The sequence below is a fragment of the Streptomyces sp. NBC_01454 genome, from assembly GCF_036227565.1.
In the GTDB taxonomy this organism is placed as follows: Bacteria; Actinomycetota; Actinomycetes; order Streptomycetales; family Streptomycetaceae; genus Streptomyces.
On record NZ_CP109460.1, the window covers coordinates 1,231,574 to 1,254,045 of the forward strand.

Genomic DNA, 22,472 nt, shown 5'->3' on the forward strand with positions numbered 1-22,472 from the left:
CATAGTTACGGAGTGGCTTCCTCCAACAACGCTCCTTCGTTAGGGCGCTGTGGCAGTTCCGTCGCCCAGTACCCGCAGGACGCGTTCCACTTGCCGGCGCAACGCACGTCCGTGCCCGAGGCACGGCGGCGCGTCAGCGCGCTGCTGAGCGAGTGGGGCGCGGCTCAACAAGTCCGCGACGACGTGGAGTTGGTGGTCTCCGAGCTGTTCACCAATGCGCTGCGGCACACCGACAGCGAGAAGATCGGGTGTGAACTCGCCCTGTCCGGCGCGCACATACGCATAGAGATCACCGACCAGGGCGGCCCGGAGAATGCGGCACCGCACGTCCAGCCCGGCAGCGTGGACAAGGAGTGCGGACGGGGCCTGTTCCTCGTCGGCGCGCTGTCCGACTGCTGGGGCTCCCGGCCCGCCGACAGCGGACCGGGCCGGGTCGTCTGGGCGGACCTGCCCTACACCGGCACCGCGGCACACTGAGGCCCCGCTCCGCCATCGGCGCAGTCGGGGCCTCCGTCATGCTCGGGCCGGTGCCGCCCGGCGAGGATCCCTGGGGCGGACATGCCCTAGAGCGGCAGCAGATCGGGCCGCTTCGGCTCGACGTGGTCGCCGGAGGACTCACCGCGCAGCCGGCGGCCGATCCACGGTACGAGATGCTCCCGCGCCCAGTGGATGTTGTCCCGCCGCGCGTCGGCGGCCGTCCGCTCCGCCTCCGGAGGCCACGGCTGGTCCGGGTCGGCCGGCACCCCCAGCCCGAGCACCTGGGCCGCGCGCAGCGCCACCCGGGTGTGCCCGTCGGCCGACAGATGAAGCCGGTCCTCGCTCCAGGCCCGCCGGTCCTGCACCGACTTCAGCGACCACAGGTCCAGGACGGGGCAGCCGTGCCGGTCCGCGATGGCCCGGACGTGCGCCGTATACGTGGCGATCTTGCCGCGCAGATGCTTGAGCACGGGGATCCCGCGGGTGTCGAAACCCGTGCAGAGCAGGACCGTGCCGACCGATCCGGCCAGATCGCGGACCGCCGCCTCGTAACGCTCGGCGACCGCGTCCGGGTCCGAGCCCGGGCGCAGGATGTCATTGCCGCCGGCACAGAACGTCACCAGCGCGGGGGCGAGCTCCTTGGCCCGCGGCACCTGTTCTTCGATGATCTGGCCCAGGAGCCGTCCCCTGACGGCGAGGTTCGCATAGCGGAAGTCCTCCTCCGCCCGCTGGTCCGAGAGCAGGACCGCGAGCCGGTCCGCCCAACCGATGTACACCCCGTCAGGGCCGGGATCCCCGACCCCCTCCGTGAAGCTGTCCCCGACGGCTGCGTACGACCCGATGGCGCCATGGGCGCCGCTGCTGAGGTTCTTCGAATCGTCTGCCACGTCAGGACATATTTCACCTCGAGAAGTGACCTACGCCACCGTAACCAGGGGTTGACGGCGGGTGATAAATGCCACCAAGTCAAATTCTGCCCAAATGGGAATAACGAACGATCACCCCTTGCTTCCCGAGCGCTTCGCCGCACCCCCACGCGCCCTGATTGCGGCCTGATTGCCCCTTGCATCAATGTCGTATCGTCGGATGGTGACCCGCCACGTCGACGAGCAGCGTCGGCGGCCGACACCGAGGAGCGCCCGTGACGCAGACGCCGCAGGTTCCACCGGCCCAGACCGAGCTCGCGGAGGTCCGCAACTTCCGTGACGTGGGCGGACTGCCGACCGTGGACGGGCGTCGTGTACGGGAGGGCAGGCTGTTCCGCAGCGGGCATCTCGCCCATGCGACGGAGGACGATGCGGCATTTCTGGCCGGACTCGGACTGCACACCGTCTTTGATTTCCGCAATGCCTCGGACATCAAGCTGGAGGGGCCGGATGTCGCCCTGCCCGGTGTGCGCAATGTGAACATCCCGCTCACCGACCCGGCCGACGGTGCGGAGTTCTGGACGATGGTGCGCGACGGCGAGCTGGACCAGCTGCGCGGCGCGCTCGGCGACGGGAAGGCCGCGGCCCGGATGGCCGCCACCTACCGCCACATCATCACCACCCGCACCGAGGACCACAGCCGGGTGCTGCATGCGCTCGCCGAGGACAGCGTGCCGGCGCTGATGCACTGCGCGGCGGGCAAGGACCGGGCGGGCCTGTCCGTGGCCGTGACCCTGCTGGCGGTCGGCGTGGAGCGGGACGCCATCGAGGCGGACTACCTCAAGTCCAACGACCCGCACCGCCGCTACAAGATCCGCCGCTCCGACAGCTCGGCGGTGGGGATGTCGCCGGAGGTCATGGAGCTGCTCTCGCCGCTGTTCGGCGCGCACACCGACTACCTCACGGCCGCCTACGACGCGATCGAGCGGACCTGGGGCTCGACCGAGGCCTACCTCGCCGACGGGCTGAAGCTGACCCCCGCCGTCCGGGACCGGCTGCGGGACCAGCTGCTGACGGACTGACACCCGCGAGCGGTGCCCCTGTGGCAGTCTTCCCGGCATGATCGACAACTATGAGTTCTCCAGCGATCCGGCCCGGCTGGACGCCGCTCTGGTGCACCACTGGCTGTCCACCGACACGTACTGGGCGGCGGGCCGTTCACGCGACAAGCAGGACCGGGCGATCGCCGGCTCACTGAACTTCGGTGCCTACGACACCCGCTCGGGCGCCCAGGTCGCCTATGCGCGGGTGGTCACCGACCGGGTCACCTTCGCCTGGCTCTGCGATGTCTACGTCGCCCGCGAGGCGCGCGGCAAGGGGATAGGCACGGCACTGGTCGCCGCGGTCCGCGACCAGCTGGCCCCCTACGACGTGCGCCGCATTCTCCTCGCCACCGCCGATGCCCATGAGGTCTACGGGAAGGCCGGGTTCCGCCCGTTGACGGAACCCGCGAAGTGGATGGCGTACGGACGCCAGTAGTGCCCGGTCACAGTGGGGGCGCCGGTCAGCCCCGGCCCGTCTGCAAGGACTGCTTCACCAGTGTCCGGCCGAAGTCCCACATCAGGCCGCCGCCGTTGTGGGCGTCGTCCATGACGGCGGTGAAGGCCGTGAGGAACCGGTCGACGTCCCGCTCGTCGATGATCAGCGGCGGGATCAGCTTGATGACCTCCAGGTGGTCGCCGGAGACCTGGGTCAGGATGTGGTGCCGTTGCAGCAGCGGCACCACGACCATCTGCGCGAACAGCCCCTTGCGGGCGGCCTGCAGCATGGTCCAGCGGCCGCGCAGGCTCAGGGACTTGGGGCGGCCGAACTCGATGCCGATCATCAGGCCGCGGCCCCGTACGTCGTGCAGCAGCTCGTAGTCGTCGATGAGCGCGGCGAGCCGGGAGCGCAGCAGGTCACCGATGTGCCGGGCGTGGGCGACGAGCTGCTCGTCCTCCATCACCGCGAGCACCGCGAGACCGGCCGCCATCGCCTGGGCGTTGGAGCCGAAGCTCGCGGAGTGCACCAGGACCCGGTCCATGGACGAGTAGACCTTCTTGAAGATCCAGTCCTTGCCGAGGGTCGCGCCGATGGGGACATAGCCGCCGGAGAGCGCCTTGGCCACGCACACCAGGTCCGGTTCGACGCCGTCCTCGTGCTGGTAGGCGAAGAAGTCGCCGGTGCGGCCGAGGCCGGTCTGCACCTCGTCGGCGATGAGCAGCGCCTTGTGGCGTTGCAGCAGTTCCTGGGCGGCGCGCAGGAAGCCGGGCGGGGTGGGGTGGACGCCCTTGCCTTGGATGGGTTCGACCACGAACCCGGCCACGTCGCCGCGCTTCAGCTCCCGCTCCAGTGCGGCCAGATCGCCCATCTCGATGGCGGTGTCCGGCAGCAGCGGGGCGAAGCCGTCGCGGAAGCCGTCCTCGCCGTTGACGGAGAGCGCGCCGGTCGTCAGGCCGTGAAAGGCGTGGGTGCAGTAGAGGATGCGCGGTCTGCCGGTGGCGTAGCGGGCGAACTTCAGGGCGGTCTCGACGGCTTCGGTGCCGCTGTTGCCGAAGAAGACCCGGTCGAGGTGGGGCGCATGGCGGAGCAGCTTCTCGGCGAGCAGCCCCGGCAGCGGCTGGCAGTCGAAGCGGGTGAGATCGGCCAGCGAGGCGTCGAGGACGTCGTGCAGCGCCTGCCGGACGACGGGATGGTGCCGGCCCAGGCCCATCACCCCGAACCCGGCGAGCATGTCGAGGTACTCCTGGCCCTCGGCGTCCCAGAAGTACGCGCCCTCGGCCCGCTCGTAGACCCGGTCGAAACCGATGGTGTGCAGCATCCGCGGGAGCTGGTGGTTGAGGTGGCGGGCGTGCAGCTCGTAGCGCTCACCGCCGCGCTCGGCGAGGAGCCCGGTCAGATCGAATCCGGTCACGGTGTGCTCTCCTTACGGCCCGTCGCGGCGCGGCCCAGCGCGGCGCTGATCTGTCCGGCGATCTCGGCCGGCGTGAGTCCGATGTCGGCCAGCAGCTCACCGCGCCGGGCGTGCGGCAGGAACTGCTCGGGGATCCCGAAGGTGCGCAGCGGCACGTCCACCTCCGCGTCCCGCAGGGCCTGGCCGACCGCCCAGCCGACGCCGCCGGTCCGGCTGTTGTCCTCGACGACGGCCACCATGGCGTGCTGCGCGGCGAGCTGCCCGATGGTCTCGTCGACCGGCTTGACCCAGCGCGGGTCGATGACGGTGGCGTCGACCCCGCGCGCGGCGAGGAGTTCGGCGACCCGCAGACAGACCGGGGCCATCACCCCGACGGCGACCAGCAGGACGTCCGGGTGCGGTGCCCGGTGGAGGACGTCGACGCCCCCGATCCGGTCGACGGCCGGGACCGGGTCGTCCACCGCCGCCTTGGGGAAGCGGACGACGGTCGGTGCGTCGTCCACGTCCAGCGCCTCGCGCAGCTGGGCGCGGAGCTGGTCGGCGTCGCGCGGCGCGGCGATCCGCAGGCCCGGGACGACCTGCAGGATCGACATGTCCCACATGCCGTTGTGGGAGGCGCCGTCGGTGCCGGTGACACCGGCCCGGTCCAGCACGAAGGTCACCCCGCACCTGTGCAGCGCCACGTCCATCAGCACCTGGTCGAAGGCACGGTTGAGGAAGGTGGCGTAGACGGCGACGACGGGGTGCAGGCCGCCGGTCGCCAGGCCCGCCGCCGACACGGCCGCGTGCTGCTCGGCGATGCCCACGTCCCACACCCGGTCCGGGTAGGCCCGGGCGAACTGCTCCAGACCGACCGGCTGCAGCATCGCCGCCGTCAGGGCGACCACGTCCTCGCGTTCGGCGCCGATGCGCAGCATTTCGTCGCCGAAGACGGAGGTCCAGGAGGGAGCGCCGGGCGCGGCGGCCGGCGCGCAGGTCAGCGGGTCCATCACGCCGACGGTGTGGAAGTGGTCCGCCTCGTCCTCCAGGGCGGGCGGGTAGCCGCGGCCCTTCTCGGTCAGGCAGTGCACCAGCACCGGCCCGTGGAAGCCCGCCGCCCGGCGCAGCGCCGATTCGACGGCCGCGATGTCATGGCCGTCGACCGGACCGACGTACTTCAGGCCCAGGTCCTCGAACATGCCCTGGGGGGCGATGAAGTCCTTCAGTCCCTTCTTGGCGCCGTGCAGCGAGTCGTACAGGGGTGCGCCCAGGACCGGGGTGCGCTGGAGGACGTCCTTGCCCCAGGCCAGGAACTTCTCGTAGCCGTCGGTGGTGCGCAGGAGGGCGAGGTGGTCGGCGAGGCCGCCGATGGTCGGGGCGTAGGAGCGGGTGTTGTCGTTGACGACGATGATCAGCGGGCGGTCCTTGGCGGCCGCGATGTTGTTCAGCGCCTCCCAGGCCATGCCGCCGGTCAGCGCGCCGTCGCCGATCACGGCCACCACATGGTTGCGGGTGCCTCGGGTACCGCGGATGCGGTGGGCCTTGGCCAGACCGTCGGCCCAGCCCAGCACCGTCGAGGCATGGCTGTTCTCGATGACGTCGTGCACGGACTCGGCGCGCGAGGGATATCCGGACAGCCCGCCCTTGGCCCGCAGCTTGGAGAAGTCCTGCCGTCCCGTCAGCAGCTTGTGCACATAGGACTGGTGCCCGGTGTCCCACAGGATGCGGTCGGCGGGTGAGTCGAAGACCCGGTGCAGGGCGATGGTCAGCTCGACCACACCGAGGTTGGGGCCCAGATGGCCGCCGGTGCGGGTGACCGCCCGGACGAGGAAGTGCCGGATCTCCTCGGCGAGTTCGGGCAGTCGGGCCTCCGGGAGCGCCTTGAGGTGGCGCGGTTCCCGGAGGTGTTCCAGCATCGTCATGTACGGTCCCCCACTCACTCGTTCAGGCGTCCCTGCCGGTCCTGCCGGTCCTGCCGGTCCGGTCCGCCGTCGCGGGCGGGGTGCGACGGCGGGCCGGGCCGTGACGCGGGGAGCCCGGCTGCGCGGGCTCCCCTTCGCTCAGCGGGTCATCCGCGGTTTCCCGCGATGGTCTCCCTGGCCGCCCGCAGGGACTCCTTCAGCGAGCCCATGGTGGCGAGGACGGCGGTCGGCTCATAGCCGCAGTGCGCCATGCAGTTGGCGCACCGCGGGTCCTTGCCGCGGCCGTACTTCTCCCAGTCGGTCTCCTCGATGAGCTCCCGGTACGTCGGGACGTAGCCGTCGCTCATCAGGTAGCAGGGGCGCTGCCAGCCGAAGAGCGAGTAGTTGGGGATCGCCCAGGCCGTGCAGGGGAAGTCCGCCTTACCCTCCAGGAAGTCCAGGAAGAGCGGGCTGTGGTTGAGCCGCCAGCGGCGCCGGTTGCCGCCGGCGAAGGCCTTCTTGAACAGCTCACGGGTCTGCTCGACGCCCAGGAAGTGCTCCTGGTCGGGAGCCTTCTCGTAGGCGTAGGCGGGCGAGAGCATCATCTCGTCGACCTGGAGGTCGTCATTGAGGAAATTGAGGACCTCGATGATGGTCTGCGGGGTGTCGGTGTTGAAGAAGGTGGAGTTGGTGGTGACCCGGAAGCCGCGCCGCTTGGCCTCCTTGATCGCCTCCACCGCCTCGTCGAATACACCTTCCTTGGCGACCGATTCGTCATGCCGCTCACGCATACCGTCGATGTGCACGGCGAACGCGAAATACTGGGAGGGCCGGAAGTCTTCCAACTTCTTGCGCAGCAGCATGGCGTTGGTGCACAGGAAGACATATTTCCGCTTGGCCACCAACTGCCGCACGATTTCGTCGATCTGCGGGTGCATCAGGGGTTCGCCACCGGCGATGGAGACCATCGGGGCACCCGACTCCAGCACCGCGCCGACCGCCTGGGCCACCGGCATGCGCTGCTTGAGCACGCCCGCCGGATGCTGGATCTTCCCGCAGCCCTCACATTTCAGATTGCAGGCGAAGAGCGGTTCCAGCTCGACAATGAGCGGGAACTTCTCCCGCCGCCGGATCATTTTCTGCTCAAAAAGATAGGTACCGACCCGGATGGACTGACGAAGCGGCATGACCATCTGACTCACCTCCAGGGGAGCAGCAAAGAACGGTGCCATTCGTAGAAAACAGGCAGGATGGAACGCAGGACTCGGAAGGCTGATATTCCACCGCGCACGGTGCCGATACGCACGAGTTCATGTTCTGGAGCGTCCACGACCACCCGGACGGCCGCAACCGGACGGGGACCGGCCCGCCGTGCCGCACGGAGCGTGGCGGCGGACTCCATGTCCACCGCGACCGCCCCGGCGGCGTGCAGCTCGGCCCGCTCCGCACCGCGCACCACGTGGTCGGAGCCGCACAGCAGACCGCTGTGCACCCTCAGACCGCGCTCCCGCAGGGCCCGCAGCAGCGGACCGTTGTCCCGGCAGGGCGTCTCCGGGGCGTCCGGGTGGTGGCCGCGGGTGGCCGAGGCGACGATCACGTCCCCGGGCCGCATGCCGGGGGCGAGACCGGCGCAGAAGCCGCTGGCGACCACCGGGGAACGCTCGGTGACCGCACCCTCACCCAGCGCCGTGGCCAGGGTGCGTTCGGCCGCCTGGGGGCCCATGCCCGTGCGGAGCACGACCGGCCGTGGCCAGGCCCGCTCCGCCGCTCCCCCGCGGTCGCCGCCGCGCAGCGCGAACCGCTCGATCCCGAGCGCACAGGCAACCAGCAGCGGCGGATCCGCGTCCGCCGGGTGCCGGCCCGGCATCAGGCCCTCACCGGTGCGGCGGCCGGTCCCCCGCCCAGGTAGCGACCCAGCGCCGTCAGGGGGAAGACCTGGCGGTAGAGGTGGTAATTGATGGAGAAGTCCCAGGGGAAGCCCGTGCCGGTGAAGTACGGCTCGTCCCAGGTGCCGTCCTCGCGCTGGGTCGAGGCCAGCCAGCGCACCCCGCGCCGTACCGCCTCGCTGTCGCGCTCGCCGGCCGCGAGCAGCGCCATCAGTGCCCAGGCGGTCTGTGAGGCGGTCGAGGCGCCGCGCCCGGCCCACTGCTCCTTGTCCTGGTAGGACCGCTGGTCCTCGCCCCAGCCGCCGTCGTCGTTCTGCACCCGCTCCAGCCACAGGACCGCGCGGCGGACGGCGGGGTGCGCGCGCGGGATGCCGGCGGCGGCCAGCGCGGGGAGCACCGATCCGGTGCCGTAGAGGTAGTTGGTGCCCCAGCGGCCGAACCAGGCGCCGCAGGTGTCCTGTTCGGCCAGCAGCCAGGCGATACCGCGGCGGGTGCGCGGATCGTGGGTGCGGCCCACCTCCGCGAGCATCTCGACGACATGGGCGGTGACATCGGCCGACGGCGGGTCGATGACCTCCCCGAAGTCACAGAACGGCAGCCGGTTGGGCAGCGGGCTGGTGTTGTCGACGTCGAAGGCGCCCCAGCCGCCGTCCTTGGACTGCATGCCGAAGTTCCAGCGCACCGCGCGGCGCACCGCGGCGTCGACCCGCTGCGGATCGGGGTGCTTCACCCGGCGCAGGGCGATCACCACCTCGGCGGTGTCGTCGATGTCCGGGTAGTTGTCGTTCTCGAACTCGAACGCCCAGCCTCCGGAGGGGAGTTGGGGACGCCGCACGCTCCAGTCGCCGGGGCGGTCGATCTGCTCGGCGAGCATCCAGTCGACGGCCTTGACCAGCTGGGGGTGATCGGCGGGCAGACCGGCGTCGGCGAGCGCGATGGTGGCCAGGCAGGTGTCCCAGACCGGGGACTGACAGGCCTCGATCATCCGGGCGCCGTCCTCGCGCCGTACCGCGAACCGGTCGAGGGAGGCCAGGCCGGCGCGCAGCACGGGGTGGTCGAGGTCGTAGCCGAGGAGATGCAGGGCGATGACGGAGTAGACGGCGGGCGGCTGGATACCGCCCCAGCAGCCGTCGTTCTCCTGGCGTTCGATGATCCAGCGGGCGGCGGAGCGCATCGCGGCACGGCGCAGCCGGCGGAAGGCGACCTTGCGGTAGAGGTGCAGCGCCTTGTCGAGGCGCTGGAACAGGCCGTCCCAGCTGACGGCGGGGGCGAGCGGCCGCGGCGGGTTGGGGCGGCGCGGATCGGTGTGCAGCTCGTCGAGGGCGAACGGCGCCGGGCGCACCGGGCGTTTGGCCGAGACGATGGTCAGCGGCACGATCGTCTGCCGCGCCCAGCACCCGAAGTCATAGATGTTGAGCGGGAACCACTTGGGGAAGTAGAGGAGTTCTGGGGGCAGTTGGGGCAGGTCGTCCCACTTCCACCAGCCGAACAGGGCCAGCCAGATGCGGGTGAAGACCCGGGCCGAAGCGATGCCGCCCTGCTCGCGGACCCATGCGGAGGCCCTGGCCATGTGCGGTGCGTCGGGGGCGTCCCCGGCGAGCCGCAGGGCGACATAAGCCTCGATGGTGGTGGAGAGTTCGCCGGGCCCGCCGTAGAAGGTGGCCCAGGTGCCGTCCGTGCCCTGCTCGCCGCGGATGTAGCGGGCGGCCGCCTCGGTGAGTTCGGGGTCCTGGATACCCAGGAACTGACGGAGCAGCAGGTCTTCGGCGTCCATCGTGACGTTGGTCTCGAGGTCGCCCTTCCACCATCCGGCGGGGTCCTGGGCGGACAGCAGATGGTCGGTGGCGCGGGTGGTCGCGCGGCGGGCGGTGTCCGCCGTGTCGTCCCGTAAGGCGGTGCGCGTACGGGCGGATGCCGTGGTGTTCTCAGTGGTGGCATCGCTGGCCGAAGGGGACCGGGGCGGCAGCGCCCCGGTGCTTCCGTCGGTCGTCGCTGTCATGGCTTCCCCTTCGGCAGTGAACTGTGAAAAGCGTGCTCAGGGATTCCGTCGGCCGGCGCCCGGCTGGCACCGGCCGGCGACTGCGAACTATTCGGTGTCGATGGCGCTCATCTCTTTCGTACGACGACGAAGTCAGCGAGCGCGACGAGCTCGGCACGGACTTTCTGCGGCATCTCGATCTCGTCGAGCGCGGCGATGGCGGTGGTGTGCTGACGGCGGGCCTCCTGGGAAGTCCACTCACGGCCGCCGGCCTCCTCGATGAGGGCCGCGCGGGAGGCGAACTCCTCCTCGGTGAAGTCGGCGATCTCGCTCTCGCTCTTCTTGGCGTCGGCCGCCAGGATCCGGGCCAGCCGCTCGGAGGCCTCGCCGCCGGCGGCCAGGGCCGCGACGACCGGCAGCGACTTCTTGCGCTGCCGCAGATCGCTCCAGGTCTGCTTGCCGGTGGCGTCCGGGTCGCCCCAGATGCCGAGCAGGTCGTCCACGGCCTGGAAGGCGAGACCGAGGTGGTAGCCGTACTTCTCGAGGGTGTCCGCCATACGGTCGTCGGCGCCACCGAGCACCGCGCCGATGGAGACGGCACAGGCCAGCAGCGCGCCGGTCTTGTTGCCCTCCATCTCCAGGCACTCCTCGACGGTGACCCGCTCGCGGTGCTCGTAGGAGATGTCCTGGGCCTGACCGTCGATCAGCTTGCGGGAGGCCTGGGTGAGGCGGCGGGTGGCGCGGCCGGCGTCGACCGTGCCGAGCTCCAGCAGTATTTCGTTGGCCAGGGCGAACAGCGCGTCGCCGACGAGGATGGCCTGCGCGGGGCCGTGCACCTTCCAGACGGTGTCGCGGTGCCTGCGCTGCTCGTCGCCGTCCATGAGGTCGTCGTGCAGCAGCGAGAAGTTGTGCACCAGCTCGACGGCGACCGCGCCGGGGATGCCGACCTCGGGGGCCGCCCCCGCGGCCTCGGCCGACAGCAGGGCGAGCGCGGGCCGTACCGCCTTGCCGCTGTCCCCCGTGGTGGGGTGGCCCTCGGCGTCGATCCAGCCGAAGTGGTAGGCGGCGACGGTGTCCATGGGAGAAGCGAGCCGGTTGACGGCGGCACGCAGCACGGGAGTGGCGAGTGTCCGCCCGCGCTCCAGCAGCGCGGTGACGCTCTCGGTGTCGATAGCTGGGGAAGCCGGATTCACGGTTTCTCCTCTGTTTCCGATGCTCGTGCTCGTGCGAGCGCTCGTACTCGTAGTCATGCCGCCTCCTGAGGCAACTGGCCCTGGGGGAAGCCGAGTTCGGTGAGTGCCTCGCGAGCGGCGGCAGTGCCGCTGCGAACAGCGCTTTCCATGGTCGCGGGCCACCCGGTGGCGGTCCACGCGCCGGCCAGGAACAGGCCGGAAGCTTGGGTGCGGGCGGCGGGGCGGAGCCTGCCGACGCCCGGTGCGGGCGCGAAGGTCGCGGTGCGCTCGCGGGTGACGAAGAAGTCGTGGATCCTGGCGCCCCGGGCGGCGGGCAGCAGGCGCTCCAGCTCCGGCAGATAGCGGGCGCGGAGCTTGGCGACCGGCTGGTCGATCTCCTCCTGCGCGGCGGACTGCGAGACCGCCAGATACTGGCAGCGCTCGTTGCCGCCCGCGCGCGTGAGCCCCGAGGCGTCGGTGCGGTCGAAGACCCACTGGACCGGGGAGCCGATCGCGGCGAAGAAGGGGCGGCGCAGCACCTTGCGGTCGTAGACGACATGGAGGTTGAGGATCGGCGCGGTGCCGATCTCCAGCAGCCGGTCCTTGCCCTCCAGCGCCCCGTCGGGCAGCAGGCCGTGGGCCTCGCGCTGCGGTACGGCGAGGACGACGGTGTCGGCGGTCAGCCGCTCGCCGCCGTGCGGGCCGTTCTCCACCGAGACCTGCCAGCCGTCCCCGCCGCGCGTGACGGCACCGGCGCGGGTGCGCAGGGCGAGGCGCACCCCGGCCTTCTCCAGTGCGGTGCGGGCGAGGGTGTCATGGACGTCGCCGAGCGGGACGCGGGACCAGCCGATGTCGGCGGCGCCCGGCGCGGACAGCAGCCCGGTCCGGAAGACCTTGGCGGCCAGGCCCATCGAGGCGTCCTCAGCACGGGCGTTGAGGGTGGCGATGCCGACCAGGTCCCACAGCGCCTCGACGGCCCGGTCCGACTGGCCGTGGCAGCGCAGCCAGCTGCCGAAGTCGATCCCGTCCAGCGCGGGGTCGGCCGGGTCGAGTCCCTTGAGCGCCAGGGTGGCGCGGACGACGCGGGCCCGCTCGGCGGGGGAGAGATGCGGGTAGCCGGCCAGGCTGCGGGCGAGGTGCAGCGGGACGGGCAGGGCGGTGCGGCGCAGCCGGCCCAGCCGCATCCTTCCCCGGCCGAAGCTGCCTCCGGGGTCCAGGACCGGTACGTCCATGCGGTCCTGGAGGGGCACCAGGTCCGTGGCGCCGATCCGCTCCAGGAACGTGCGGTACGCGGTGCAGCAGCGCAGGTAGACGTGCTGGCCGTTGTCGACACTCAGCGCACCGGCCGCGGACTCGCGCCGGAAGGAGAAGACCAGCCCGCCGAGCCGGGGCCGGCCCTCGATCAGGGTGACCCGCAGCCCGGCGTCGGCCAGCGCGAGCGCCGCGGTCGTGCCCGCGAGACCGCCGCCGATGACCACCGCGGCCGCCCCCTGCGGACGGCCGGACGGCAGGCCGGAGTCGTGACCGAGCCGCGTGGCTCCCGGTGTCATGTGCTCTCCCCCCATACTGCTGTCAGGGACGCAGCCACCCCGGGGAGGGTTGCCCGCCGCGCTGACGCGGGGTCACCGCCGTCCTTCGCCGTCGGGCGCATCATCCGCGCCTCCGGACGGACTGCCGCCGGCCGATCGCCCGTGCGTCGAGCCCGGACAGCCCGCGCACCGCGACGAAGGCCTTCTCCCGGCCGGGCAGCGAGACCCGGCCGCGCAGCACCGCCCCGGGGTCGGCGGCGATCCGGGAGAGCAGGCGGTGGTAGATGCCGGCCATCGCGGCCACGCAGGCACCGCTGCGCCGGTCGAGCATCGGCAGCAGCTGGAAGCCCTCGGCGAACAGCGCACGGGCGCGGTTGACCTCGAAGTGCACCAGGCCGGCGAAGTCGGAGCCGGGCGGCGGTACGGGGCGGTCGAAGCCGTCCGCGCAGCCGAACTTGGCGAGGTCCTCGGCGGGGAGGTAGGTGCGGCCGTTGCCGGCGTCCTCGCGAACGTCCCTGAGAATGTTGGTCAGTTGGAGGGCGAGGCCGAGGGTGTCGGCGTACTCCGAGGCGCGCTCGGCGTCCTGCGCGCCCGGCACCGTGCCGAACACACCGAGCGAGAGCCGGCCGATCGCGCCGGCCACACAACGGCAGTAGACCTTCAGCTCGTCCCAGGTCTCGTACGTCTCGCCGCGCACGTCCATCAGCACGCCGTCGATCAGCTCGTCGAGACCGTCCAGGGGCAGCGGGAAGCGGCGGGCGGCGTCGGAGAGCGCGACGGCCACCGGGTCGGTGTCGTCGTCGTCGATCCGGCCGTCCTTGATGCGGGCCAGCAGCGCCCGGGTGTCCTCCAGGCGCCCCTGTTTGGCGGTGGGCTCCAGGGTGCCGTCACCGATGTCGTCGATCCGGCGGGAGAAGGCGTAGAGCGCCGACATGGCCTGTCGCTTGTCGGTCGGCAGCAGCCGGATGCCGTAGGCGAAGTTCCGTGCCTGCTGCCCGGTGATGGCCTCGCAGTAGCGGTACGCAGCGAGCACCGGCGCGGACGCGTGTGCAGTGTCCTCCACGGTCCGACTCACCCCTCTCTTCGCAATGTCGCCGCTACCTCGCGCAGCAGGCTGAGCTTGGTCGGCTTGGGCGGTCCAGGGAGTACGTCATGATCGGCGGCCGCGACCGCCTGGAGCGCGGCACGCCCGCCGGCCACGAAACCGGCCAGCAGCAGCTTGAGTCTGCCGTGGACGCTACCCACCAGCGGGGTGCCTTCATTCAGCAGGTCACGGGCGCGTTCCGCCTCGTAGGCGATCAGCGCGCGCACCGATGCGCCCCCGCTGGGCGCGGCCAGATCGGACTCGGTGACGCCGAAGCGTTTCATGTCCTCGGCGGGGAGGTAGATGCGGTCGCGCCCGAGATCCTCGGCCACGTCCTGGAGGTGTTCGACGATCTGGAGGGCGGTGCAGACGGCGTCCGAGCGGCGGATGCGCTCGGGGCTCGCGGTGCCGGTGATGCCGAGGACGAGCCGGCCGACGGGGTTCGCGGACAGCTCGCAGTAGGCGGCCAGATCGTCGTAGGTGCCGTAGCGGCTGACCCGCTGGTCCTGCCGGTTGGCCGCGATCAGATCGAGGAACGGCTCGGGGGTCAGGCGGCAGCGGCGGACGGTCGGGCCGAGCCGGCGCATGAGCGGATGGCGGGGCCCCGGGGCACGGTCGCTGAAGACGCGGTGCAGATCCGCCTCCAGGGCGTCCAGCAGCGCGAGCCGCTCTCCCCCGCTCTCTGCGCTCGAGCGGGCGGTGCCCCCGTCCTGCGCGCGGTCCAGCCCGAGGAGCACGGCGTCGCCGCCGCCGGGTGCGAGATCGCCGTCACCGATGTCGTCGACGAGCCGGGCGAAGCCGTAAACGGCCATCAGATCGGCCCGCCAGACCCGGGGCAGGAAGAACGGCGCGACCGGGAAGTTCTCGTGTGCGGCCTGATCGAGCACGGTGCGCGTCTGCTCCCGCCCGTCGCCCGCCGCCCCCTTCCGGGGGAAGGCGCGACGCACCTGCTCGTTGTCTCGGCTCACCGGGGGCTGCCCGGCGCATTTCGGTGCCGGAGCGAACCAGTAGCCATTGCCGTCACGTCTCCCGTTCTACACCGCCAAGCTAAAACATCCTATTTCGGACACGCCGCAGCAGGCGACGCGCCCGATCGGGCCCGTATCGCCCGCTTGGGTGAGCACTGCCCGACATGTACCACTTGACGCTGTTCAGTACCCGTACAGCTTACGCCGTACGTCTCGCCCGCCTCCGCGGGGGTACCCGTGCCCCCGCCCCTCTTCCGCTCAACATCCCGGCCATCCGAACTGTTCCCGATGCCCGGAGAGTTGACGATTCCTTCACATCCGAAGGCCTCCGCGAGGCGGACTCGCGGAGGCCTTCGGGTGCGGGACGGGGGCTACTTGCCCGTCTCCTTCTCGTACGCCTTGATGACCTCGTCGGTGGGGCCGTCCATCAGCAGTTCGCCGCGCTCCAGCCACAGGACCCGGTCGCAGGTGTCGCGGATGGACTTGTTGTTGTGGCTGACCAGGAAGACGGTGCCGGCTTCCTTGCGCAGTTCGCGGATGCGGGCCTCGGAGCGCTTTTGGAAGCTGCGGTCGCCGGTGGCCAGGGCCTCGTCGATCATCAGCACGTCGTGGTCCTTGGCGGCGGCGATGGAGAACCGCAGCCGGGCCGCCATGCCGGACGAATAGGTGCGCATCGGCAGCGAGATGAAGTCGCCCTTCTCGTTGATGCCGGAGAAGTCGACGATCCCGTCGTAGCGCTCGCGGACCTGCTCGCGGGACATGCCCATGGCCAGGCCGCCGAGCAGGACGTTCTTCTCGCCGGTCAGGTCGTTCATCAGCGCCGCGTTCACGCCCAGCAGGGAGGGCTGGCCGTGGGTGTAGACCTTGCCGCTCTCGGCGGGCAGCAGGCCGGCGACCGCCTTGAGCAGGGTGGACTTGCCCGAGCCGTTGGAGCCGATCAGGCCGATCGACTCGCCGCGGTAGGCGGTGAAGGACACACCCTTGACCGCGTGCACCTCCCGCACACCCGTGGAGGGCTTGCGGCGGATGATGCGGTTCAGCGCCGCGGTGGCGCTGCCCTTGCCGGCGCCCGTGCCGTAGACGCGGTAGACGATGTGCAGATCGTCCGCGATCACGGTGGGGATCCGCTCCCGCGCCGCCTCGGTCGGCTGGACGCCGTTGGTCTGCTCAGCCACGTCCGTACCGCTCCTCAGCCTTCCAGAAGTACACAAAGCCGGCCACGCCCGCGAGCAGCGCCCAGCCGATGGCGAACGCCCACACATGGTGCGGCAGCTGGTTCGCCTTGAAGGTGTCGATCAGCGCGAACCGCATCAGGTCGATGTAGACGACGGCCGGATTCCCGTTGAGGAGAACCTCCACGAACTTCGGGACGTCCTTGCCCTTGAGGATCACGCTGATGCTGAACATCACGCCGGAGGCGTACATCCAGGTCCGCATGATGAACGGCATCAGCTGCGCCAGGTCCGGGGTCTTCGCCCCCAGCCGCGCCATCACCATCGCCAGACCGGTGTTGAACACGAACTGCAGCGCCAGCGTCGGCAGGGCGAGCAGCCACGACCACGTCGGCACCTGCCCGAAGCCGAGCAGGATGATCACCAGCACGCCCATGGAGAACAGCAGCTGCTGCAGCTGCATCAGGCAGAACGAGATCGGCAGACAGGCCCGCGGGAAGTGCAGCGCCCGCACCAGCCCCAGGCTGCCCGAGATCGCCCGGGTGCCGGCCATCACCGAGCTCTGGGTGAAGGTGAAGATGAAGACGCCGGTCACCAGGAACAGGACGTAGTTGGGAACGCCCCGGCTCGTGCCGATCAGCACACCGAAGATCAAGTAGTAGACGCCCGCGTTGAGCAGCGGCGTCGCCACCTGCCAGACCTGGCCCAGCTTGGCCTGGCTGTACTGCGCCGTCAGCTTGGCGCTGGCGAAGGCGGAGATGAAATGCCGGCGGTGCCACAGCTGCCCGATGTACTCCAGGAGGCCCGGACGGGCGCCGCTCTGCGAGAGCCCGTACTTCTGGGCCCGCTGGGCAGGGGTGAGCCCCTCATCGGAAGATGGCGGGGCACTCATGGCGACCGCACTGTCGTGCGTGGTCTCGCTCACAGTTGACACTTTCGTCCTCAAGGTGCGCTGCCGGGGCCACGCCCCGGCTCGCGCCTGATGCTCTTCAGATACGAGCTTGTCAGATGACGGGAGGGCGGCCCAGTCGGGTCAGTCGCCAAACGGTAGCCCACTTCATGGGGCGCCTGGGACCGCACGGCGAGACCCAGCCCTCCTTGAAGCCGCCCAGCCAGGCCCGCAGCGCCGGCCGCGACGGCCGGCGGGCGAGGGTGAGCAGAAGCCAGACGCCGAGGTAGACCGGCACCAGCGGGGCGGGGAGGTTGCGGCGGGCCAGCCAGACGCGGTTGCGGGCCACCATGCGGTGGTAGACCGCGTGCCGGGCCGGGGCCGTCGTCGGGTGGAAGAGGACCATGTCCGACCGGTAGTCGATCTGCCACCCCGCGTCCAGGGCCCGCCAGGCGAGGTCCGTCTCCTCATGGGCGTAGAAGAAGTCGTCGGGCAGCCCGCCGACCTCCGCGAAGACCGCCGTACGGACCGCGTTCGCGCCACCGAGGAAGGTGGTCACCCGCGACGAGCGCATCGGGTCGGCGGCGCGCAGCCGCGGGACGTGCCGGCGCTGGGTCTCGCCGGTGTCCGGGTCGGCGATCCGGAAGCTGATGATGCCCAGCCGGGGGTCCGCGGCGAAGGCCTGGCGGCACAGCTCGGCGGTGTCCTCGTGGGCCAGCAGTCCGTCGTCGTCGAGGAAGAGCAGCACATCGACATCGCGGCCGCCGGGCCCGAACGCCTCGATACCGGCATTGCGGCCGGCCGGGATGCCGACGTTCTCCGGCAGCTCGACGGTCCGTATGCCCTCGGGGAGCTCGGGCAGCGGCGAACCGTTGCCGACCACCGCGATCTCGACCCGGTCGCCGTCCTGCTTGGCGACCGAGTCCAGGAGGGCGCGCAGCTCCTCGGGGCGGTTGCCCATCGTGATGATGACCGCGCCGACCTTCATCGTGCTCCTCACTTCAGCCTGCTCGACGCCAGGATGGACACCAGGTGCAGCAGCGTCTGCAGGAGCGCGATGCCGGCCAGCACGGCGACACCGAGCCGGGAGAAGAACAGGTCGCCCCGGACCGTGTCCAGGACCGCCAGGACCAGGATCAGCAGGGAGGCCTCGACCCCGAGGACAAGGCGGTGGAACTTCAGCGCCGCGGCCGCCTTGCGGGCCAGCGCCATGCCGGACGAGCGCGGCTCGGACGCCGTCTCCTTGACCGGCGGCAGACCGCCCTGGTGACGGGCGACACCGACGAGGTCGGTCTCGGCCTTGATCAGGATGGCGCCGAGCGCGGCGAGCGTGCCGAGGAAGGCCCACAGCCAGTCGACCCGCCCCGCGCCCCACAGGTCGGCAGCGCGCAGGCCGAAGCCGACCAGCACCGCGGCGTCGCACAGGTAGGCGCCGACCCGGTCCAGGTACACCCCGCCCAGGGAGAACTGCTTCTTCCAGCGGGCGACCTCGCCGTCGACGCAGTCGAGCAGCAGATAGAGCTGGACCATCAGCACGCCGAGCAGTGCCCCCGCGATCCCCGGCACCAGAAGGGCCGGAGCGGCGAGGACGCCGGCGACGGTCATCACGTAGGTCAGCTGGTTGGGCGTGATCCGCGTGTTCACCAGGTGGCGGTCGATGCGCAGCGAGAGCTCGCGCATGTAGAGCCGGCCGGCCCAGTGCTCGCCGCTCCGCCGGTCCTTCACCCCCGGAGGGTGAACGACCGGGCGGAGCTCAGCTACCGATGGCTTCTGCATAGTCGGCGTAAGCGTCCCTGATCTGGTCGGTGGACAGGTCGAGGTGCTCCAGGATGGTGTAGCGCCCGGGGCGGGTCTTGGGTGCGTACTCGACGACCTGGACGAATTCCTCGTCGGTGAAGCCGATCTCACCCGGCGTGACCGGCAGGCCGTGCCGGCGCAGCACCTGGACCATCAGGTCACGGGTCTCCTTGTCCCCGCGCAGATGCGTGGCGAACGCGGCGCCCAGGCCGCACTGCTCGCCGTGGCTCGCGGCGCGCTTGGGGAAGAGGAGGTCGAAGGCGTGGTTGATCTCGTGGCAGGCGCCGGAGGCCGGACGGCTGTCGCCCGCGACCGACATCGAGATGCCGGTCAGGACCAGGCCCTCGGCCAGCACCTGGAGGAACTTGTCGTCGCCGACACCTCCGGGGTGACGCAGCACGGCCTCGCCGGCCTGGCGGGCCATGGCGGCGGCCAGTCCGTCGAGGTCCTCGCCGGTCTCGCGGTGGGCGAGCTCCCAGTCCGCGACCGCGGAGATGTTGGAGATCGCGTCGCCGATACCGGAGCGGACGAACCGGACCGGGGCCTCACGGATGATGTCGAGGTCGATCACCACGGCGATCGGGTTCGGCACCCCGTAGGAGCCGCGGCCGGCGTCGTTGTCGAGGGTGGCGACCGGCGAGCACAGGCCGTCGTGCGACAGGTTCGTCGCGACGGCGACCAGCGGCAGGCCGATGCGCGCCGCGGCGAACTTGGCACAGTCGATGATCTTGCCGCCGCCCAGGCCCACGACGGCGTCGTAGTGCCCCTTCTTCATGGCGTCGGCAAGCTTGATCGCGTCGTCCAGGGTGCCGCCGTCGACCTCGTACCACTCGGCGCCCGGCAGCGCGGGCGACAGCCGCTCCCGCAGCCGGGCCCCCGAGCCGCCGCTGATCGCGATGGCGAGCTTGCCGGACGCGGAGATGCGCTGATCGGCCAGCAGGCCCGCCAGGTCGTCCAGGGCGCCGGCGTTGATGTCGACGACGACCGGGGACGGAATGAGGCGGGTCAGTACTGGCATGCGATGTCACGGCCCTTCGCCAGGTCGTCGTGGTTGTCGATCTCGACCCACTTGATGTCGCCGATCGGCGCCACGTCCACCTTGAAGCCGCGGTTGACGAGCTCCTGGTAGCCGTCCTCGTAGTAGAGGTCGGGGTCCCGCTCGAAGGTGGTCTTCAGGGCGTCGGCCAGCTCGTCGGCGGCCTCGCCCTCGATGAGGGTGACACCGATGTACTCGCCGGTCGCCTCGGCCGGGTCCATCAGCTTGGTGATCTTCTGGACGCCCTTGGCGGGGTCCACGACGACCTTCATCTCCTCGTCGGCCAGCTGCTTGACCGTGTCGAGGGCGAGGATGATCTTCTGGCCGTTGCCGCGGGCGGCGAGCAGGGTCTTCTCGACGGAGACCGGGTGCACGGTGTCGCCGTTGGCGAGGATCACGGTGTGCTTGAGGGAGTCACGGCCGCACCACAGGGAGTAGGCGTTGTTCCACTCCTCGGCCTTGTCGTTGTCGATGAGGGTGAGCTTGAGGCCGTACTTCTGCTCCAGGGCGGCCTTGCGCTCGTAGACGGCTTCCTTGCGGTAGCCGACGATGATGGCGACCTCGGTCAGGCCGATCTCGGCGAAGTTGCCGAGGGTCAGGTCGAGGATGGTCGTGTCCCCATCGACCGGCACCAGAGCCTTGGGCAGGGTGTCGGTGTAGGGGCGCAGACGCCGTCCGGCGCCGGCAGCCAGCACGAGGCCGATCATGCGGGTTCTCCTTCATCGTGTACGGCGGGTGCTTGGGAGGACACCCAGAAACGGATGCTCTCGACGAGCACCAGCAGCGCCAGGACCACGGCAAGGGCCGTGAGCGCGATTGTGAAACCTTCAGGGGACAGCGCGGCCGCGAGGACGGTGACCACAAGGACGCGTCCCTCGTGCCCGCCGGTTGCCCGGACCAGCCACCGCGGCGGGGCCCCGGTGCCACCGCGGATGCGGTAGACGGTGTCGTAGTGATGGTAGGCGACCGCCGCGACCAGCCCGTACGCCGCGGGCAGCGCCCCGGGGACGTCCGAGCGGGCGGCCAGCACCAGGATCGTGACGTATTCGCCGGCCCGGAAGAAGGGCGGCACCAGCCAGTCGAGGGCGCCCTTGAGCGGGCGGGACACCGCCGCACCGGCCAGCAGTGCGGAGCAGACGGCGACACCGACGGTGAGCCAGGACGTGGGGTCGTCCTGGAAGAGCACCCAGACCAGCAGCACGGCGGCTGAGAGAAATGCCATGACGGGGGCCAGGAAGGAACCGGTGCGGCCGCGGCCGCGGGCCCCGGCGGCGATCAGCTCGGCCAGTGGTCCGGAGTCGGCGAGGTCGGCCAGCGCCCGGGCGGCGCGGTCGGTGCGCCGGGCTGGGGGTCCCCCCGGCGTTAGCCGGGGGAGGGTCAGCGAGCGCAGCACCCGGCCCGCCGTGGTGTAGCAGGCGGCCAGCGCACAGCCGATGAGCAGGGCGTAGAAGACGATGCGCGGGGTGGTGAGGGCGGTGAGCACCGCGATCATGGCCCAGCGCTCGCCGATCGGCAGCACGATCATGCGCCGCACCCAGACCGTCCAGCCGACGCTGTCGAGCTTGTCGGAGAGCGCCGCGGTCGGGCTCGTATTGGCGCTCGCACCCGTTGCATCGTGATTCGCCTCGTTGAAGGAGAAGTCGACGACATGGCGGCAGGTCTGCAGCACCATCGCGCCGAGCGCCAGCGCCCAGACGTCGTCCCCTCCCCCACTGCCGCTCGCGGCCGATGCCCCCAGGGCCAGGCCCGCGTAGTACGCGTACTCCTTGGCCCGGTCGAAGGTGGCGTCCAGCCAGGCACCCATCGTCGAGTACTGCAGGGAGTAGCGGGCGAGCTGCCCGTCGGTGCAGTCCAGGACGAAGGAGAAGAGCAGCAGCAGGCCGGCGGCGACGAAGCCGCCGCGGGTTCCGGTGGCCGCGCAGCCGGCCGCGATCAGCGCGGTGAGCAGGGACGCGGTGGTGACCTGGTTGGGGGTGAGCCCGCGCCGGGCGCACCAGCGGGCGAGGTAGCGGGAGTACGGGCTGATGCAGTGGGTGGTGAAGAACCCGTCGCGGGACTTCACGGCGGTGCGCAGCCGGACCGCCTCGTCGTCGACGGCGGCGACGGCTTCCCGCGCCTCCTCGCGCCGGGCGGGGGTGAGCGCGACGGTGGCGACCAGGCTGCCCAGCTCGACGCGGTGCAGGCCGGCGCCGTCGCGGTCGAGGGCCTCGGTGAGGGTGTCGGTGAGGACGTCCGTGAGGTGGGCGGTGCCGGCGCCGACCGGGATCCGGCCGACGGCCCGGGCCAGCGCGCCGCGGGCCCCGGGCTGCACGGTGAGCGCGCCCGGCACGGCCGCGGCCGGGAAGCGGGGGTCGGTCAGCGCCAGCCGCAGGGCGTGCAGATGGCCGACGAAACGGGGGTCGACGACGGCGACCCGCTCCTGTGCGGGCACCGCGGCGATCAGCTCGCCGGCGGCAGCGGGATCGTTCGCCGTGCGGACGTCAAAACCCAGCGTGCGCAGGTCGGCTTCGAGCGGCGACCCGGCGACCGGCGGACCGGTGAGGATGGCGGTCGACAGACGAACTCACTCCTTGGAAGCTGACAAGGCAGCACGGGCGGTCCGCAGTCGATTCCGCATTCGACACGAGCTACCCGGGCAGCGGGCGTGGCACACCTCGCCCCCGGAGGGGTGGGGTGGCACGTCGGCAGAGGTTATCGGATCGCCGGATGCGGCCGTTCACCGCGCATTCACCGCACGATCGAGTGACCGACGGCTGCGCCTGCCGCGATCATCATGGTGGATCGG

20 protein-coding genes are annotated in these 22,472 nt (G+C 71.1%); 3 read left to right on the forward strand and 17 right to left on the reverse strand.

The window, feature by feature from the left end; genetic code table 11:
• The first annotated feature begins 90 nt into the window (after positions 1–90).
• On the forward strand, positions 91–477 hold the full coding sequence (locus OIU81_RS05275; protein ID WP_329154901.1) for an ATP-binding protein: 387 nt from the start codon (positions 91–93) through the stop codon (positions 475–477).
• Between the two features lie 86 nt (positions 478–563).
• On the opposite strand, the gene OIU81_RS05280 is transcribed toward OIU81_RS05275, so the two are convergent.
• Positions 564–1,364 (reverse strand): SGNH/GDSL hydrolase family protein, encoded by an 801-nt coding sequence (locus tag OIU81_RS05280; RefSeq protein WP_329144330.1) that lies wholly within the window; start codon positions 1,362–1,364, stop codon positions 564–566.
• 254 nt (positions 1,365–1,618) lie between these two features.
• Here OIU81_RS05280 and OIU81_RS05285 point away from each other — a divergent pair, with 254 nt between their 5' ends.
• Both OIU81_RS05285 and OIU81_RS05290 read left to right on the forward strand, forming a co-directional pair.
• On the forward strand, positions 1,619–2,425 hold the full coding sequence (locus OIU81_RS05285) for a tyrosine-protein phosphatase (protein WP_329144332.1): 807 nt from the start codon (positions 1,619–1,621) through the stop codon (positions 2,423–2,425).
• 37 nt (positions 2,426–2,462) lie between these two features.
• On the forward strand, positions 2,463–2,882 hold the full coding sequence (locus OIU81_RS05290) for a GNAT family N-acetyltransferase (RefSeq protein WP_329144334.1): 420 nt from the start codon (positions 2,463–2,465) through the stop codon (positions 2,880–2,882).
• A 25-nt stretch (positions 2,883–2,907) separates the two neighbouring features.
• Here OIU81_RS05290 and OIU81_RS05295 read toward each other — a convergent pair whose 3' ends face one another.
• The 16 genes from OIU81_RS05295 to OIU81_RS05370 form a co-directional block, all read right to left on the reverse strand.
• A complete protein-coding gene (locus OIU81_RS05295) occupies positions 2,908–4,296 on the reverse strand; it encodes an aspartate aminotransferase family protein (protein ID WP_329144336.1) in 1,389 nt (462 codons plus the stop codon).
• A complete protein-coding gene (gene dxs, locus OIU81_RS05300; RefSeq protein ID WP_329144339.1) occupies positions 4,293–6,197 on the reverse strand; it encodes a 1-deoxy-D-xylulose-5-phosphate synthase in 1,905 nt (634 codons plus the stop codon). The genes OIU81_RS05295 and dxs overlap by 4 nt, the downstream gene beginning before the upstream one ends.
• Positions 6,198–6,343: 146 nt before the next feature.
• On the reverse strand, positions 6,344–7,369 hold the full coding sequence (gene hpnH / locus OIU81_RS05305; RefSeq protein WP_329144341.1) for an adenosyl-hopene transferase HpnH: 1,026 nt from the start codon (positions 7,367–7,369) through the stop codon (positions 6,344–6,346).
• Between the two features lie 5 nt (positions 7,370–7,374).
• Positions 7,375–8,043 carry a phosphorylase family protein gene (locus OIU81_RS05310; protein WP_329144342.1) on the reverse strand — a complete coding sequence of 223 codons (669 nt, stop codon included), beginning with the start codon at positions 8,041–8,043 and terminating at the stop codon, positions 7,375–7,377.
• Positions 8,043–10,061: a squalene--hopene cyclase gene (shc, locus tag OIU81_RS05315; RefSeq protein ID WP_329144344.1), complete on the reverse strand. Its 2,019-nt coding sequence runs from the start codon at positions 10,059–10,061 to the stop codon at positions 8,043–8,045. The genes OIU81_RS05310 and shc overlap by 1 nt, the downstream gene beginning before the upstream one ends.
• 107 nt (positions 10,062–10,168) lie before the next feature.
• On the reverse strand, positions 10,169–11,233 hold the full coding sequence (locus tag OIU81_RS05320) for a polyprenyl synthetase family protein (RefSeq protein WP_329144345.1): 1,065 nt from the start codon (positions 11,231–11,233) through the stop codon (positions 10,169–10,171).
• 53 nt (positions 11,234–11,286) lie between these two features.
• Positions 11,287–12,762, reverse strand: a complete 1,476-nt coding sequence (gene hpnE / locus OIU81_RS05325; RefSeq protein ID WP_329144348.1) for a hydroxysqualene dehydroxylase HpnE — start codon at positions 12,760–12,762, stop codon at positions 11,287–11,289.
• A 100-nt stretch (positions 12,763–12,862) separates the two neighbouring features.
• Positions 12,863–13,816, reverse strand: coding sequence for a presqualene diphosphate synthase HpnD (gene hpnD / locus OIU81_RS05330; protein ID WP_329144350.1), 954 nt, complete (start codon positions 13,814–13,816; stop codon positions 12,863–12,865).
• Positions 13,813–14,712, reverse strand: a complete 900-nt coding sequence (gene hpnC, locus OIU81_RS05335) for a squalene synthase HpnC (RefSeq protein WP_329154902.1) — start codon at positions 14,710–14,712, stop codon at positions 13,813–13,815. Before hpnC ends, hpnD begins: the two co-directional genes overlap by 4 nt.
• Positions 14,713–15,164: 452 nt before the next feature.
• A complete protein-coding gene (locus OIU81_RS05340) occupies positions 15,165–15,986 on the reverse strand; it encodes an ABC transporter ATP-binding protein (protein ID WP_443074122.1) in 822 nt (273 codons plus the stop codon).
• The gene (locus tag OIU81_RS05345) at positions 15,961–16,890 is read right to left on the reverse strand and encodes an ABC transporter permease (RefSeq protein ID WP_329144352.1); all 930 of its coding nucleotides are present in this window, start codon (positions 16,888–16,890) and stop codon (positions 15,961–15,963) included. The genes OIU81_RS05340 and OIU81_RS05345 overlap by 26 nt, the downstream gene beginning before the upstream one ends.
• Before the next feature lie 79 nt (positions 16,891–16,969).
• Entirely contained in the window at positions 16,970–17,842 is an 873-nt protein-coding gene (locus tag OIU81_RS05350) for a glycosyltransferase family 2 protein (RefSeq protein ID WP_443074123.1), read from the reverse strand.
• An 8-nt stretch (positions 17,843–17,850) separates the two neighbouring features.
• On the reverse strand, positions 17,851–18,630 hold the full coding sequence (locus OIU81_RS05355) for a CDP-alcohol phosphatidyltransferase family protein (protein WP_329144355.1): 780 nt from the start codon (positions 18,628–18,630) through the stop codon (positions 17,851–17,853).
• Positions 18,608–19,669 carry an iron-containing alcohol dehydrogenase family protein gene (locus OIU81_RS05360; RefSeq protein WP_329144356.1) on the reverse strand — a complete coding sequence of 354 codons (1,062 nt, stop codon included), beginning with the start codon at positions 19,667–19,669 and terminating at the stop codon, positions 18,608–18,610. Before OIU81_RS05360 ends, OIU81_RS05355 begins: the two co-directional genes overlap by 23 nt.
• The gene (locus tag OIU81_RS05365) at positions 19,657–20,394 is read right to left on the reverse strand and encodes a phosphocholine cytidylyltransferase family protein (RefSeq protein WP_329144358.1); all 738 of its coding nucleotides are present in this window, start codon (positions 20,392–20,394) and stop codon (positions 19,657–19,659) included. The genes OIU81_RS05360 and OIU81_RS05365 overlap by 13 nt, the downstream gene beginning before the upstream one ends.
• Entirely contained in the window at positions 20,391–22,244 is a 1,854-nt protein-coding gene (locus OIU81_RS05370) for a DUF5941 domain-containing protein (protein ID WP_329154903.1), read from the reverse strand. The genes OIU81_RS05365 and OIU81_RS05370 overlap by 4 nt, the downstream gene beginning before the upstream one ends.
• Positions 22,245–22,472: the final 228 nt, after the last annotated feature.

Bases quoted from the DNA above. Each gene is read 5' to 3' on its own strand.
- OIU81_RS05290 (WP_329144334.1), top strand. From the start codon at position 2,463: ATGATCGACAACTATGAGTTCTCCAGCGATCCGGCCCGGCTGGACGCC.
- dxs (WP_329144339.1), bottom strand. From the start codon at position 6,197: ATGACGATGCTGGAACACCTCCGGGAACCGCGCCACCTCAAGGCGCTC.
- hpnH (WP_329144341.1), bottom strand. From the start codon at position 7,369: ATGGTCATGCCGCTTCGTCAGTCCATCCGGGTCGGTACCTATCTTTTT.
- OIU81_RS05310 (WP_329144342.1), bottom strand. From the start codon at position 8,043: ATGCCGGGCCGGCACCCGGCGGACGCGGATCCGCCGCTGCTGGTTGCC.
- shc (WP_329144344.1), bottom strand. From the start codon at position 10,061: ATGACAGCGACGACCGACGGAAGCACCGGGGCGCTGCCGCCCCGGTCC.
- hpnE (WP_329144348.1), bottom strand. From the start codon at position 12,762: ATGACACCGGGAGCCACGCGGCTCGGTCACGACTCCGGCCTGCCGTCC.
- OIU81_RS05350 (WP_443074123.1), bottom strand. From the start codon at position 17,842: ATGAAGGTCGGCGCGGTCATCATCACGATGGGCAACCGCCCCGAGGAG.
- OIU81_RS05355 (WP_329144355.1), bottom strand. From the start codon at position 18,630: ATGCAGAAGCCATCGGTAGCTGAGCTCCGCCCGGTCGTTCACCCTCCG.
- OIU81_RS05360 (WP_329144356.1), bottom strand. From the start codon at position 19,669: ATGCCAGTACTGACCCGCCTCATTCCGTCCCCGGTCGTCGTCGACATC.
- OIU81_RS05365 (WP_329144358.1), bottom strand. From the start codon at position 20,394: ATGATCGGCCTCGTGCTGGCTGCCGGCGCCGGACGGCGTCTGCGCCCC.